Here is a 14,017-nt window from a genome sequence, read left to right as displayed (position 1 = left end):
AAGCGACCGGGGCGTATCGCCAAGAGAATGGGGCAGGAATCAAAATGGCCTGTAGCGCCATATTGCAAAGCGGCCACAGCTCATCAAGATTGACACAAAACACCTGATACTTCATGCCCATACCGGGAGCTTGTGCGGCAGCTAACGGCCAAAAGCGGAACTTCGCCGCCTAGTCCTATCGGAACAAATCCAGCATGCGAATCCTTCTTGTCGCGACGGTCGCCGTGTTGCAGATATTGATTCTCTGCGCCGTTTTTTGGTACGGCTACTTTGGTCTTTATTGGCTCGTGGGTAGGTTGAGCACACCAAGCTTGGGACTGGCATTGATAAGCGCGCCACTCAGCATGCTCGCCACATTCACGGTCACTATTCGACTGTTCCTGTTCGGACTCAGTTGGACCATCAATTTTGCAGAGCGGCTACATCTGCTCAAAAACGAAGGCTCGGATGTTTGATGCAGCGGCAGGTATGGGCCCAAAGCAGAACTCCGCCCCATGTCGATTTCGTTCAAGACCCCACCTCCTCGCCCGGGCACCATCCCGCGCCATGCAACTTGAACCCCTCGACACCCACCTCTGGCACGCCACCCACGCCTTCAAGGCCAACGGCCTTCCCATCACCACGCGCATGACGGTGGTGCGGCTGCCAGGGCACAAGCTTTTGATCCACTCGCCCATTCCGATGCCGCCCGGCAGCGCGTTGTTGCGCCAGGTGCAAGACCTCGGCAGCGTGACCTATATCGTGGCGCCGAACAAGATGCACCACCTGTTTCTGGCGCCCTGCGCGGCGGCCTTCCCGGGCGCGGCGGTCTACGGCCCGCAAGGGCTTGCACAGAAGCGACCAGGCCTGGCCGCAACATTGCGTACGCTCCCTGCAGGCGACCTCCCCGAGTGGCTACCAGACCTGGAGCACTTTGCATTCGAGGGCATTCCGGCGGGCAATGAGTCGGTCTGGTTTCACCGGCCGTCAGCCACGCTGATCGTGACGGACCTGCTGCAGTGGATGGCAGGTGATCTGCCCTGGCCCACGCGGGTGTATGCCGCGCTGACGGGGGCGCGCAGCCAGCTGGCCGTGCCGCTCACGGTGCGCGCGCTGGTGCGGGACCGGGCTGCGGCGGCCCGCAGTGCTGAGCGTTTGCTGCGCTGGCCCTTTGCGCGGGTGGTGGTGGCCCACAACTGCATCATCGACACCGATGCGCGCGCGCAGGTGGCCCGGGCGCTGGCGGTGTTCTGACCGCAGGCGTCAGGACCGCGACTGCACGGCCTCGCGCGCCATCAGCCAGTAGGGGCGACCAGAGACGGGCTCCACACACCCGACCACACGCACAAACCCCAGGCGCCGGTAAAACGGCAGGCTGAGCGGGTTGAAGGTTTCCAGATAGCAGGTGGCACGCGCCTGGTCTGCGCGCGCCAGCGTTGGCTGCAGCAGCCGCTGCGCCAGCCCCTGGCCCTGCGCAGCTGGGCGCACGCCCAGGATGGAGAGGTACCACGCGCCGTGCAGGTCGGCGGGCACCTGCGCCTCCATGGTGGTGCCGATGTGCTGGTAGTGGCCGAACCCGGCGGGCCCGAGCAGGCGCGACAGCGCCTGGGTACGGCGCTCGCTGTGCAAGGCGCGGTGGCTGGCTGGGGCATCGGGGGTGAGCCACAGGGCCGCGCCATCATCACCGGCCAGATGCACCTCACCCACCGCGCGGGCTTCGTCCAGCGCCAGCACAAAGTAGTGGGCCAACACGCGGTGCCGCAGAGCGGGGTCGCCCACATGGTCGATGGTGACTGCCTGGTAGAACGCGTCGTCCTTCAGCGCTTCGGCCAGTGCGCCGCACACAGGCGGAAATGATTCAAGGGCGCAGGTAAGGGGCCGCGAGGGAGTGGGGTGTGGTTGCATGGGCAGCCAAAGAGCTCTATTGCAGGTTCTGCAGTGCGTAGGTGTACGCGGCGTCACCCAGAAACTCCACCATGCGCGGGTGGTAGGTGTTGTGAAACGCCTTCATATCGGCGTTGTCGGCATAGAACAGCGCGGTACCCACATAAGCATCGCGCGATGGCACGTAGAACCGCGCAACGATGGCAAAGTGCTTGTCCATCAGCGCCTGAATCACCTCGGACTCGGGGGCATTGGCGTCGATCAGCGGCGCCAGCTCTTTGTAGAAGGCGTCGAAGTCGGCATGCACCTTCGGTTTGTCCACATGCGCCCAGTTGTCGGTGGTGGCCAGGGATCGCTCTTGTTCGGCACGCTGTGCGGCGCGGCATTGGTCGAGGTACTCGGGGGTGGTTTGCTGCAGGCTCATGGTGTCGCGTTGGCTCGATGCAAGGGTGGCAGTGCCGCAATGTGCTCCACCTGCGGGTGGAGCTGCCTGCGCACAGGAAAGCGCGGACTATAGCGACGCAAAGCCACCTTGGTAGTGCAGCGTTTTATCGGCACCACACCTCACGGCGTTGGCGCTTTTGTGTGGCGGCTGGGCGGGCAGTCTGCGCAATGGAACAGCAGGTCACATCCCATCCATCACCGCAGTAAAACGCACGTCAGATGCAGCACGCACGCGCCCTCACACCGAAGGGTTGGCGGCGCCGGGCGGCGCCAGCAGTTGCTCGGACGGCTGCCCGGCCAGGCTTTGTGCGGGGCGGCGCAGGGTGGCGTCGAAGGGGTGGATGCGCGGGCCGATGGCGGCCGCTTCGCGCTTGAGCAGCTCCACCACCGTGGGCAGGCGGTCTTCGTTGAGGCGGGCGGAGATGGTGCCCACGCTCAGCGCGGCCACGGCGCGGCCCTCGCGGTCGAGCACGGGCACGCCCACGCCAGCCATGCCTTCGAGCAGGCCAGTATTGCGAGCCGCATAGCCGGTCTGGCGCACACGCTCGATCTCGGTGCGCAGGTAGACCTCGTCGTACACGCCGTACTCGCGCACGCGCGAGAGGTTGAAGCGGATCACTTCTTCACGCTCGGCCTCGGGCAAAAAGGCCAGGATGGACAGCGCGCCCTGCCCCACCCCCAGCGCCACGCGGCCGCCGATGTCGCCGGTGAACGAGCGGATGGGAAACGGCCCTTCGCTGCGGTCCAGGCAGATCGCATCGAACCCGCTGCGCACCAAAAGGAAGATGCTGTCGCCCAGGCTGGCGCTCAGGCGCAGCAGCGCGGGCCGGCAGATGCTGCGCAGGTCGCCGGGGTTGCCCGCCTTGGCGGCCAGCGCAAAGAACTCGGTGGACAGGCGGTAGAGCTTGCTGCGCTCATCCTGCTCGACCATGCCCTCGGCAACCAGCGATTGCAGCAAACGGTGCGTGGTGCCCTGCGTCAGGCCAATGGCACGCGCCAATTGGGTGACTCGGCCGCCCTCGGCCTGCACGGCCACCAGGGCGCGGATGAGGGCAAAGACCCGGGGTACGCCGCCCGTGCCTGCGGATGCTGCTTCCATGCGTCACTCCTGCGGAATAGATGGCTTGTATTCTAATCTTCATATTCCATTTATCGGAATAAATTGAAGAAAAATTCTGATTAATGGAATACCCGACTCAACCTGGTTCGCATATTGCAATAGAGTGAATTAACAAAGCCGGTTACGTTCTATTTCATGCAAGCAGGCGCACCACAGCGGTGCACCCGGCCCCACGCACTGGAATACAAGGCGCCCGGCGTTCCGATACACCGCAGTGGCCCGCGCTTTTTTTACAGAAGACGGGCGGCTGGCCCGCAAGAACAGATCGATAGACAAACAGGCAGAAAGAAAGGCCCACGCATGTCCTTCCTCCAGCTCACGGATGTGACCAAGTTCTATGGCAGCACCTGTGCGGTGCAGTCCATGAACCTTTCGGTGGAAAAAGGCGAGTTCGTCTCCCTGCTCGGCCCCTCGGGCTGCGGCAAGACCACCACCTTGCAGATGGTGGCGGGCTTCGAGGCGGTGAGCAGTGGCCGCATCGCACTGGCCGGGCGCGACATCACCCACGCCAAGGCCAACACGCGCGGGCTGGGCATCGTGTTCCAGAGCTACGCGCTCTTCCCGCACATGACGGTGGCCGACAACGTGAGTTTTGGGCTGGAGATGCGCAAGGTGCCCAAGTCCGAGCGCAAGGAGCGCGTCGCTCAGGCCTTGGGTCTGGTGCACCTGGAGAAACACGCGGGCCGCTACCCGCGCGAGCTGTCGGGCGGGCAGCGCCAGCGCGTGGCCCTGGCGCGTGCGCTGGTCATCGAGCCGCCCGTGCTGCTGCTGGACGAACCCCTGTCCAACCTCGACGCCAAGCTGCGCGAGGAGATGCAGTTCGAGCTGCGCCAGATCCAGCGCAAGGTGGGCACTACCACGGTGATGGTGACCCACGACCAGAGCGAGGCCATGTCCATCAGCGACCGTGTGGTGGTGATGGAGGCGGGCCGCGCCACCCAGATTGACCACCCGCACCGGGTGTACGAGCATCCGCGCACACGATTCATCTCCACCTTTGTGGGCAAGGCCAACCTGGTGCCGGGCCAGGTAACCACGGCCAGCGCCACCCACACGCATGTGGGCGCGGGGCCTATTGAAGTGCGGGTGGAGGGCGCACAGTTTCGCCCCGGTGCGGCCGTGCTGCTGAGCGTGCGCCCCGAAAAGCTGCAGCTGGTGCCCGCAGTGCAAGGCCGTATTGACGGCGAGGTGTGCGAGCGCTTCTTCCTGGGCAGCCAGTGGCTGTACCGCGTGGGCACGGGCATGGGCGATCTGATGGTGCTGGCCCCCAACGATGGCCGCAGCGCACTGGAAGAAGGCGAGCGCACAGGCCTGGACTGGCCTGACCACTGCATGCGCCTGCTGCCCGCCCAAGAGGCCGCCCTGGCCGACGCCGAGGCCACGCCATGACAAGCGCCACGACAACAACGGCGGCAGTAACGCACCACCCGCTGCTGGGCAAGAAGGCCCTGCCCTGGTGGCTGTCCGGCCCGGCGCTGCTGCTGTTCACGGTGCTGCTGCTGGTGCCGCTGGGCCTCACGGCCGTGCTCTCGTTCAACGCTTTTGACCCGGCCACGGGCGTGAAGGCGGGCGAGTTCACGCTGGAGCACTACGGCCATGTGTTTGCTGACTCGTACTACCACGCCATCTTCTGGCGCACGTTCTGGATTGCTGGGTTGGTCACGCTGATCTGCGTGCTTATAGGCGCACCTGAGGCCTATGTACTCAGCCGCATGCGCAACCCGTGGCGCTCCATCTTGCTGCTGGTGGTGCTGGCGCCGCTGCTGGTGTCGGTGGTGGTGCGCGCCTTTGGCTGGAGCATGCTGCTGGGCCCTGAAGGATTGGTGAACGCGGCCTTTGGCCTGGTGGGCATCGGCCCGGTGAAGATGCTCTACACCGAGATTGCGGTGGTGATTGCGCTGGTGCACGTGATGCTGCCCTTCATGGTGATCCCCGTGTGGACCTCGCTGCAGAAGCTGGACCCGGGCGTGGAGAACGCCGCCCTGTCGCTGCAGGCCACACCCTTCACCACGCTGCGGCGCATCGTGTTGCCGCAGGTGCTGCCCGGCATCCTGTCCGGCAGCCTTATCGTGTTCGGCCTCGCAGCCAGCTCGTTCGCGATCCCCGGCCTGCTGGGCGGTCGGCGCCTGAAGATGGTGGCCACGGTGGTGTACGACGAGTACCTGCATGAGCTGAACTGGCCGCTGGGCGCCGCCATCGCGCTCACGCTGCTGGTGGCCAACCTCGTTGTCATGCTGAGCTACAACCGGCTGGTCGAAGGCCGCTACAAGAAATCTTTGGGATAACCAAGATGCAAAAAAACGGCCCCATCGCCCTCGCGTTCAACGCGCTCGTCATCGCCTTCATGCTCGCCCCCTTGCTGGTGGTGTGCATAGTGGCCTTCACGCCGCACAACACGCTGACCCTGCCCACTACCGAGTTCTCGCTGCGCTGGTTCAAGGCAGTGTTCGAACATTCGGATTTCGTTCAGTCTTTCTGGAACAGCCTGTGGCTGGCGCTGGCATCGGCCACGCTGGCCACAGTGCTGGCCGTGCCAGCGGGCATCGCGATCACGCGCTACGACTTTCCGGGGCGCGGCTTCCTCAACGGCTTGTTCTTGTCGCCGCTCATCATTCCGCATCTGGTGCTGGGCGTGGCCCTGCTGCGGCTGTTTGCGCTGATCGGCGGCACGGGCAGCTTTGGCTGGCTGGTGTTTGCGCATGCGCTCATCGTCACGCCGTACACGCTGCGGCTGGTGGTGGCGGCGCTGGTGGGGTTCGATCGCAGTGCCGAGCATGCCGCCCTGTCACTGGGTGCCAGTCAGGCCACGGTGTTCACACGCATCACGCTACCGATGATCCTGCCCGGCGTCACAGGCGGGTGGATGCTGGCCTTCATCAACAGCTTTGACGAAGTGACCATGTCGATCTTCGTCACCTCGCCCAGCACGGTGACGCTGCCGGTTCGCATGTACATGTATGCCACCGAGTCCATCGACCCGCTGATGGCCGCCGTGTCGGCGCTGATGGTGGCAGTCACGGCCTTTGCCATGGTGCTGCTGGACCGCGTCTACGGGCTCGATCGTGTGCTGGTGGGACGGAAATGATGCCCTTTGAAACCATGAATTCAAGCCCCGCCTTGCTGCACCGCATGGCTGAAAAGAACCGAGCGCCCGTGCATTTCGCCATTGACGGTCAGCCTGCCCTTGCGCTGGAAGGCGACACGGTGCTGACCGCCATCCTGACCCAGCGCGCGCAGCTGCGCCGCAATGAATTCAGCCACGAGCCCCGCGCAGGCTTCTGTTTGATGGGCGCTTGCCAGGACTGCTGGGTGATGGCGGCAAGTGGCGAACGGCTGCGTGCCTGCACCACCTTCGTGACGGAGGGCATGGACCTCACGACCGGAGGACCAGCATGACGCTCCCCACCTTGCAACCCGTGATCGTGGGCGCAGGCCCTGCCGGAATCCGCGCCGCGCAGACGCTGGCCGCCCACAGCGTGCGTCCCGTGCTGATCGACGAAGCCGCGCGCGGCGGCGGGCAGATCTATCGCCGACCACCCGCACATTTCACACGCGCCGCAGCCACGCTGTATGGCACCGAGGCCGCGCGCGCCACCGCCGTGCACAACACGCTCGATGGCCTGCAGGCCCAGATCGACTACCGGCCCGACAGCCTGGTGTGGAACGCCCAGGGCGGCTTGCTCGATGTGCTGCACGGCCCCACGCAAACCACGCGCACCGTGCCCTATCGCCAGCTCATCGTGGCCAGCGGCGCCACCGACCGGGTGCTTCCCATCCCGGGATGGACGCTGCCGGGCGTGTACACGCTGGGCGGCGCGCAGGTGGCGCTCAAGTTCCAGGGCTGCGCCATTGGCAGCCGCGTGGTGCTGATGGGCACGGGCCCGCTGCTCTACCTGGTGGCCTACCAATATGCCAAGGCCGGAGCCAGCGTGGCTGCAGTGCTCGACACCGCGCGGCTCACCGACCAATTGGCCGCCGCGCCCGCCATGCTCACGCAGCCTGCGGTGTTTGCCAAGGGCGTCTACTACGTGGCCTGGCTGCGCACGCACGGCATCCCAATCCACAGCGGCATCCGCCCCGTGCGCGTGTTGGGCGACCAGCGCGTGGCAGGTGTGGTGTGGGCCGATAGCGCCGGGCGCGAGCACACGCTGGCCTGCGACGCCGTGGGTTTTGGCTACGCACTGCGCTCCGAGACCCAGCTGGCCGACCTGCTGGGCTGCCGCTTTGCCTGGGCCCCCCTGCACCGTGCCCACCTGCCCGAGCGGGATGCCGAAGGCCGCAGCAGCGTGCCGGGCGTGTATCTGGCGGGCGACGGCGCGGGCATCATGGGTGCCGATGCGGCGGAGTGGGCGGGCGAACTGGCGGCGCTGGCGCTGCTGCAGGACCACGGCGTGGCCGTGGACACCGCACGCATACTGGCGCTGCAAGGCCAGCTCAGCCACCTGATGAAGTTTCGCCAAGGACTGGAGCGCGCCTTTCCCTTCCCTACCGACTGGGCCGCGCACGCGCCCGATGCGCTGGTGGTGTGCCGCTGCGAGAACATCACGGCGGGCGAGCTGCGCGCCTGCGTGCGCAACACCGGCGCCGACGAGATCAACCGGCTGAAGGCGCTCACCCGTGTGGGCATGGGCCGCTGCCAGGGCCGCAGCTGCGGCGTGGCCGCCGCCGAGATCCTGGCCCAGGCCACCGGCAAACCAGTGGAGCTGGTAGGCCGCCTGCGCGGGCAGGCGCCCATCAAGCCGATACCGATCCACCTGCAGACGCGGCCGTCGGTCGATGCGGGAGCCTCCGCATGAGCAGCACCACCCGCATTGTCAAAACCGACGTCGCCATCGTGGGCGGCGGCATCGTGGGCGCATCGGCCGCGCTGGCGTTGCGCCGCAAGGGCGTGGACGTGGTGCTGCTGGAGCGCGATCTGTGTGGCTCGCGCTCCAGCGGCGTGAACTACGGCGGTGTGCGCCGCCAGGGCCGCCCGTTGAGCCAGCTGCCGCTGGCGCAGCGTGCCCACCAGATCTGGGCGCGGCTGCCCGAGCTGATTGGCACCGACGGCGAATACCAGCGCACCGGACATTTCAAGATCGCGCGCAGCGAGGCGGACTTGGCATCGCTGGAGCACTACGCCGACCTGAGCCGCGACTTTGACCTGGGGATCGCGCTGATCTCTGGCGAGCGCCTGCGTGGGCAGTGCCCGTGGCTGGGTGGCAAGGCCGTGGGCGGTTCGCTTTGCGCCGACGACGGGCAAGCCAACCCGCGCCTGGTGTCGCCCGCCTTCGCGCTGGCCGCCCAACGCGCGGGCGCACAAATCTTTGAGCGCTCACCCCTCACGCGCATCGAACACAGTGGCCAGCAGTTCACGCTGCAATCGGGCACCGCGCTGCAGGTGCAGGCGCCCGTGGTGCTCAACTGCGCAGGCGCCTGGGCCGGTGCCCTGGCTGCGCAATTCGGCGAGGCCGTGCCGCTGCGCTCGGGCCACCCGGCCATGATGGTCACCGAGCCTCTGCCCTACTTCATGCAATGGAGCCTGGGCGTCGAAGGCGGTGGCATCTATTGCCGCCAGGTGGCGCGCGGCAACCTGGTGCTGGGCGGCGGCTCGGGCTTCTGGCTGGATGCTGACCGCGCGCGCTCCGAGCGCGGCGCGATTGCATCGCTCACGCAGCAGGCCATCGAACTGCTGCCCGCGCTCAAGCACGCGCATTTCATCCGCACCTGGAGCGGCACCGAGGGCTACCTGCCCGACCGCCAGCCCGTGCTGTGCCAAAGCCGCACCACACCGGGCCTGATCCACGGCTTTGGCTTCGCGGGCGCGGGCTTTCAGATTGGCCCTGCCGTGGGCGAGGTGCTGGCCGAACTGGCGCGTGACGGGCAGACCAGCACACCCATCGACGCGTTTTCTCTCGCACGTTTCGACGAACCACCTGTGCCCGCCGCTCACAACACCCCGACAACCCCAGTGCAGGCCCACTGAGCCAGCCGATCTTGTATTTCCCCCTGACCCACCTGAAAGGCAATCACCATGAACTTCGCTTTCTGCTCGAACGTTGTTTCCCTGCGCCGTGGCCTGCTGGCCGCAGCGGCTGCTGCCACGGCCCTGGCCGCCAGCGGCAGCGCCGTGGCACAAACCAAGACGCTGTACATCGGCATGAACGGCGGCACCATGGAGAAGGCGTATACGCAGTACGTGTTCCCGGCGTTTGAAAAGCTGCACGGCGCGCGCGTGGTGGTGGTGCCCGGCACCTCGTCAGACATCCTGGCCAAGGCCCAGGCCAACAAGGACAAGCCGCAGATGCATGTGATGTTCCTCGACGACGGCATCATGGTGCGCGCCATGGGCATGGGCCTGTGCGAAAAGCAAAAGCCCAACCCACACCTGAACGACATCTACCCCGCAGCCCGTTTCAAGGACGACCTGGCCAGCGGCGTGAGCCTGGGCATGACCGGCATTGCCTACAACACCAAGATGTTTGCGGAAAAGGGCTGGGCCGCGCCCACCTCGTGGATGGACTTTGCCGACCCCAAGTACAAGGGCAAGGTGGTGTTCCAGTCCATGCCTTCGTCGTCGTTCGGTCTGCACGGCTTCTTGATGTTCAACCGCATCCAGGGTGGCAACGACAAGAACGTGGAGCCGGGCTTTGCCAACTGGGCCAAGACGATTGGCCCCAATGTGCTGGAGTACATCCCGAGCTCTGCCAAGATTTCCGAGATGGTGCAGACCGGCGAGGCCGCACTGTTCCCGCTCACGCCCACAGCCGTGGCGGCGCTCAAATCCAAGGGCATCCCGGTGGAATACGCACAGCCCAAGGAGGGCTCGGTGGTGCTGATGACAGGCCAGTGCGTGATCGCCAAGAACAGCGAACCCGAGCTGGCACAAAAGCTCGCCGAGTTCCTGCTGAGCCCGCTGGCCCAGGCCAACGTGCTGCAGTTTGGCGCGCAGATCCCCACCAACCCCAAGGCGCCCGCCGTGGGCGAAGGCGCCGAGCAGGTGGCCAAGATCACCCAATGGATGAAAAACGCCGTGACCCTGGACTGGGACAGCGTGAACGCCAACCGCCCCGCCTGGAACACGCGCTGGAACAAGACCATCGAGCGCTGAGAGGGGTGTGGGCGGGCAACATCTGCTCACACCGGCGGGCTGTTTGTGACAAATGTCACCGGCCCCGCCACGCCCTGCGGCCTGGGGGTGCGCCAAACCACTTCTTCGAATTCAGAATCCGCCGCCTGAACACGGCAATTGGGTCGTCGAATCGAAGAAGAGGGATACCACCATGAAACGCTGGATCAAATGGACTGCAGGCGGCGCCATGCTGCTGGGCATGATCGTGGCCGCCACCGCCGCCAGCGGCCTGTACCTGGCCGAACAGCGGCGCAACCGCTACATCGACATCAAGCCGCGCCCCGTGGCCTACACCACCGATGCGCAGACCATCGAGCGTGGCCGCTACCTGTATGCCTCGCGCGGCTGCACCGACTGCCATGGAGCCCAGGGCACGGGCCGCGAGTTTGTGAACGATGGCAAGGGCACGCGCATCGCCGGGCCCAACATCACGTCTGCGGGCGTGGTGGGCCGCTACCAGCCCGAAGACTGGAACAGCGTGATCCGCCATGGCGTCAAGCCCAATGGCCGCCCCGTGATGGTGATGCCCAGCGAAGACTACAACCGCCTCACCAATGAAGACCTGAACGCACTGGTGTCGTACATCCGCCAGCTGCCGCCCCAGGAGAGCACGCAGCAGGCCGTGGTCGATCTGCCCCGCCCCGCCTGGGTGCTGTATGGCCTGGGCGTGATCCCCGACGCGGCCGCGCGCATCGACCACCAGCTCGCGCCCTCGCGCCCCGTGCCTGCGGGCGTGACGCTGGCCAACGGCCAGTATGTGGCCAACATGTGCATCGGCTGCCATGGTGCAGACCTGTCGGGTGGCAAGATCCCCGGTGGCCCGCCCGACTGGCCTGCGGCCTCCGACATCCGCCCGGGCTCCCACAGCGCTGACAGCGCCCTGGCGCGCTATCCCAACGCCGCGAGCTTTGTCGCCATGCTACGCACCGGCAAGCGGCCCGATGGCACGCCCATCCAGGTGATGCCCTTCGAGTCACTGGGCCAGCTCAGCGATGTGGATGCACAGGCGCTGTACCTGTACCTGAATGCCCCGGTGGGCAGCGTGAAGCAGGAGGTGGGCAGTGCCCCAACCCAGCCCCCGGCCCAGGGCACCAAGAGCAGCGCCAACACCGTGCCGTCAGGCCCGGGCGGGCTCAAACTGCCGGGCTGAACCCCAGGCGGGCAAACCCCGGACGAGACAGCAGCCCGCTGACCCACCACCCGGTGAACCACCCGCCGTGGTGGTGGGTCAGCTGCCGCGATGGTGGGCGTGGGCACCTTGTGTTGGCGCCTGGCTGTAGGCCCCCATGGGCCCACCAGGGGTGTTGCCGGGGGTGGCCGGTGGGGCGCGGCGCACGCGGGGCACCACGCTGAGCTGCACGGTGTCGAGCACCGGGCCGGGCACCACGTTCAAGGCCTTGCGCGGCAGGTCCACCAGTTGTTCGGCGTGCCACACACGCACCTGGGCGGCGCCGTCGGGCACGGAGGGGAAGCGCGCAATCCCGTCGTTGTCGGTCTTGAGCGACCAGGCCGAGTCCGTCACAAACACATGGCCGCGCATGGAGCCGTGCAGGTGGCAGCCCAGCAGCACCACACCGGACGCGTCGAGCTTCACATCGGCAAAATTGGCGGGCTTGCCATCGGTCTTGCCCGCCAGGCGCAACTCGAAATTGGTGCTGGCTGCTGCACCGGGCGCGGCGGCCGGGGCCACGCCGGTGGGATTGCCGCGCACATGGTGGTCCCACCGGTCCTGGTTGGTAAAGCGCACCGTGGTGCCTGCAGACACCACCGTCACCGCAGGCACAAAGCGCATTTTTTCCTGCTCGATGGTGGGGCTGGCCTGCAGCAGGCTGGGCGGCGTACCCGTCGCGTTGCCGGGGTAGATCACCACCACGGCGTCGGGCACGGGCTTGCCTTCGCGGTCCAGCACCTGGATCTGGACATTTCCGGCGCTAGCGCCTGTCCACAAAGCGCTGATAGCTATCAAAACAAGAGTATTTCTCATGGTGGTTCAACGAATGGTGATCACGTCCCGGTGCATGGGCGCCAGCAGGGCCAGCAAGCGGTTTTGCTGGGCGAAGGGTATGCCCTGGGCATCCATGGCGCTTTGCAGCACCTCGACCAGGGCGTTGAAGTGGCCCTTGTTGATGTCCATGTCGGCATGGGCTGATTTCATGTCAGCGCCTTCATATTTGCAAGGGCCGCCACTGAGCTGGCAGATCTGGTCGGTCAGGCTCTCCTTGAGGGCAGCGGGTTTGACATCCTTGAAGTGGCCGCCAATGCGTGGGTCTTTGACCACACGGTTCACAAAGTCGTCCATCAGGCGGGTGATGCCGGGTTTCTCGCCCAGCGCCTGGTACAGGCCTGCAGGGGCCGTGGCCATGGCGGCGGTGCCCTGGGCAAACGCGGGCGGGGCCAGCAAGCCCCCCATAGCAATGGCAGTGGCGATGGCAAGGGCGATGAGGGTACGGTGGTGCGTCATGACAATCTCCTCGCTCAGAATGCGACTTGGGCCGACAGGTAGTACCCGGTCTGGCGGCGGTTGTTGGTGATGCCGGGCACGATGCGGCCCAGGTCCACATAAGCCAGCGTGAGCGACAGGTTCTTGCTGGGCGCCCAGGCCACGAAGATGTCCTTCCAGTCGTCCTCGCGCAGCGCAGCGCCCAGGCCTGCAGCGGCGCCCAGCGCCTGCAGGTTGTTGGGCTTGAAGCGGTACTCGGCGCCCACCGCGAGGTTCTTGCTGACCAGGTACGCCACCGAGAACTCGGGTTGCAGGCTGCGGCTGTTCTTGCCGGGGGCCGCCGAGCCAAAACCCAGCAGGCCGTTCTGGTTGGCGTTGGTGTAGCGCAGCGTGCCGTTGACGAGCACGCTCTGCGCCAGCAGCAGTTTGGTCGCACTCACATACACATCGGTGCCGCTGGTTTTGGTGCCCAGAAAGTCCAGCACCGACCCGATCGAGCCCGGGCGCACCCGCTTGTGCTCCAGCCCCACCGCAATCTGCGGCATCCAGCTGTCGCTGTCGAGCACGGCGTCACCCGCCACCCTGAGCTTGATGCCCAGCACATCCATCTTGATGTGCTGGCCCGGCGTGACACCAAACGGTGCAATGCCGTTGAGGGCGATGGCGGGCGAGGCATCAAAGTCCTGCCGCGCCAGCGACAGCTCCACGCGGTCGTGCAGGCCCAGGGCCACGCCATAGCCGGTCAGGCCATAGTCCTGCGTGGCGGCGCGGGTGGCATGGGCGCTCACACCCATCTCGCCTTCGGTGGCGTTGCTTCCAATGACAGCCCAGGGGGTGAGCCCGCCACCCGCCGATCCGGCGATGGTGCTGACGCCGCCGGTGAGCAGCAGCTTGCCGGTATCGGCCCGGGCCGGGCCGCTGGCAAGGGCCAGCGCGGCCACAGCAAGAAGGATGGGTGGGGGCCTGTGTTTCATCGCAGTCTCCAATGAATGGACGGTTGTAAGAAGATGTTGCCTTCTACATACGCCCCCGAGACCAA

General features: G+C 66.2%; 16 protein-coding genes. 10 read left to right on the top strand and 6 right to left on the bottom strand.

The window, feature by feature from the left end; translation table 11 throughout:
* The first annotated feature begins 194 nt into the window (after positions 1–194).
* The gene (locus CBY09_RS00760) at positions 195–455 is read left to right on the top strand and encodes a hypothetical protein (RefSeq protein WP_094285462.1); all 261 of its coding nucleotides are present in this window, start codon (positions 195–197) and stop codon (positions 453–455) included.
* 91 nt (positions 456–546) lie between these two features.
* Positions 547–1,233, top strand: a complete 687-nt coding sequence (locus CBY09_RS00755) for a DUF4336 domain-containing protein (RefSeq protein ID WP_094285461.1) — start codon at positions 547–549, stop codon at positions 1,231–1,233.
* A 9-nt stretch (positions 1,234–1,242) separates the two neighbouring features.
* Here the strand turns inward: CBY09_RS00755 and CBY09_RS00750 are convergent, their stop codons facing one another.
* From CBY09_RS00750 to CBY09_RS00740, 3 genes are all read right to left on the bottom strand, one after another.
* Positions 1,243–1,824, bottom strand: a complete 582-nt coding sequence (locus tag CBY09_RS00750; protein WP_165773854.1) for a GNAT family N-acetyltransferase — start codon at positions 1,822–1,824, stop codon at positions 1,243–1,245.
* A gap of 76 nt (positions 1,825–1,900) precedes the next feature.
* Positions 1,901–2,287, bottom strand: a complete 387-nt coding sequence (locus CBY09_RS00745; protein WP_094285459.1) for a TipAS antibiotic-recognition domain-containing protein — start codon at positions 2,285–2,287, stop codon at positions 1,901–1,903.
* A gap of 258 nt (positions 2,288–2,545) precedes the next feature.
* The gene (locus CBY09_RS00740; protein WP_094285458.1) at positions 2,546–3,406 is read right to left on the bottom strand and encodes an IclR family transcriptional regulator; all 861 of its coding nucleotides are present in this window, start codon (positions 3,404–3,406) and stop codon (positions 2,546–2,548) included.
* A 321-nt stretch (positions 3,407–3,727) separates the two neighbouring features.
* On the opposite strand from CBY09_RS00740, the gene CBY09_RS00735 reads away from it, so the two are divergent.
* The 8 genes from CBY09_RS00735 (at position 3,728) to CBY09_RS00700 (ending at position 11,688) form a co-directional block, all read left to right on the top strand.
* Positions 3,728–4,816 (top strand): ABC transporter ATP-binding protein, encoded by a 1,089-nt coding sequence (locus CBY09_RS00735; protein ID WP_094285457.1) that lies wholly within the window; start codon positions 3,728–3,730, stop codon positions 4,814–4,816.
* Positions 4,813–5,712 (top strand): ABC transporter permease, encoded by a 900-nt coding sequence (locus tag CBY09_RS00730; RefSeq protein ID WP_094285456.1) that lies wholly within the window; start codon positions 4,813–4,815, stop codon positions 5,710–5,712. The genes CBY09_RS00735 and CBY09_RS00730 overlap by 4 nt, the downstream gene beginning before the upstream one ends.
* Positions 5,713–5,717: 5 nt before the next feature.
* Positions 5,718–6,512 carry an ABC transporter permease gene (locus CBY09_RS00725; protein WP_094285455.1) on the top strand — a complete coding sequence of 265 codons (795 nt, stop codon included), beginning with the start codon at positions 5,718–5,720 and terminating at the stop codon, positions 6,510–6,512.
* A gap of 14 nt (positions 6,513–6,526) precedes the next feature.
* Complete coding sequence (locus tag CBY09_RS00720; protein ID WP_094285881.1) at positions 6,527–6,823, top strand: (2Fe-2S)-binding protein; 297 nt, start codon at positions 6,527–6,529, stop codon at positions 6,821–6,823.
* Positions 6,820–8,223 carry an FAD/NAD(P)-dependent oxidoreductase gene (locus tag CBY09_RS00715; protein WP_094285454.1) on the top strand — a complete coding sequence of 468 codons (1,404 nt, stop codon included), beginning with the start codon at positions 6,820–6,822 and terminating at the stop codon, positions 8,221–8,223. Before CBY09_RS00720 ends, CBY09_RS00715 begins: the two co-directional genes overlap by 4 nt.
* Entirely contained in the window at positions 8,220–9,392 is a 1,173-nt protein-coding gene (locus tag CBY09_RS00710) for an NAD(P)/FAD-dependent oxidoreductase (RefSeq protein ID WP_094285453.1), read from the top strand. Before CBY09_RS00715 ends, CBY09_RS00710 begins: the two co-directional genes overlap by 4 nt.
* Before the next feature lie 48 nt (positions 9,393–9,440).
* Positions 9,441–10,517: an ABC transporter substrate-binding protein gene (locus tag CBY09_RS00705; RefSeq protein WP_094285452.1), complete on the top strand. Its 1,077-nt coding sequence runs from the start codon at positions 9,441–9,443 to the stop codon at positions 10,515–10,517.
* Positions 10,518–10,689: 172 nt separating this feature from the next.
* Positions 10,690–11,688 (top strand): c-type cytochrome, encoded by a 999-nt coding sequence (locus CBY09_RS00700; RefSeq protein WP_094285451.1) that lies wholly within the window; start codon positions 10,690–10,692, stop codon positions 11,686–11,688.
* A 78-nt stretch (positions 11,689–11,766) separates the two neighbouring features.
* Here the strand turns inward: CBY09_RS00700 and CBY09_RS00695 are convergent, their stop codons facing one another.
* The 3 genes from CBY09_RS00695 to CBY09_RS00685 are packed head-to-tail and all read right to left on the bottom strand — an operon-like array spanning position 11,767 to position 13,952.
* Positions 11,767–12,522 carry a cupredoxin domain-containing protein gene (locus tag CBY09_RS00695; protein ID WP_240515523.1) on the bottom strand — a complete coding sequence of 252 codons (756 nt, stop codon included), beginning with the start codon at positions 12,520–12,522 and terminating at the stop codon, positions 11,767–11,769.
* A gap of 6 nt (positions 12,523–12,528) precedes the next feature.
* A complete protein-coding gene (locus CBY09_RS00690; RefSeq protein WP_094285450.1) occupies positions 12,529–12,999 on the bottom strand; it encodes a group I truncated hemoglobin in 471 nt (156 codons plus the stop codon).
* A 14-nt stretch (positions 13,000–13,013) separates the two neighbouring features.
* Positions 13,014–13,952 (bottom strand): DUF3034 family protein, encoded by a 939-nt coding sequence (locus tag CBY09_RS00685; protein WP_094285449.1) that lies wholly within the window; start codon positions 13,950–13,952, stop codon positions 13,014–13,016.
* Positions 13,953–14,017: the final 65 nt, after the last annotated feature.

The sequence above is a fragment of the Acidovorax kalamii genome (assembly GCF_002245625.1).
GTDB lineage: Bacteria > Pseudomonadota > Gammaproteobacteria > Burkholderiales > Burkholderiaceae_C > Acidovorax > Acidovorax kalamii.
This window is presented reverse-complemented; position numbering and strand designations above follow the sequence as displayed.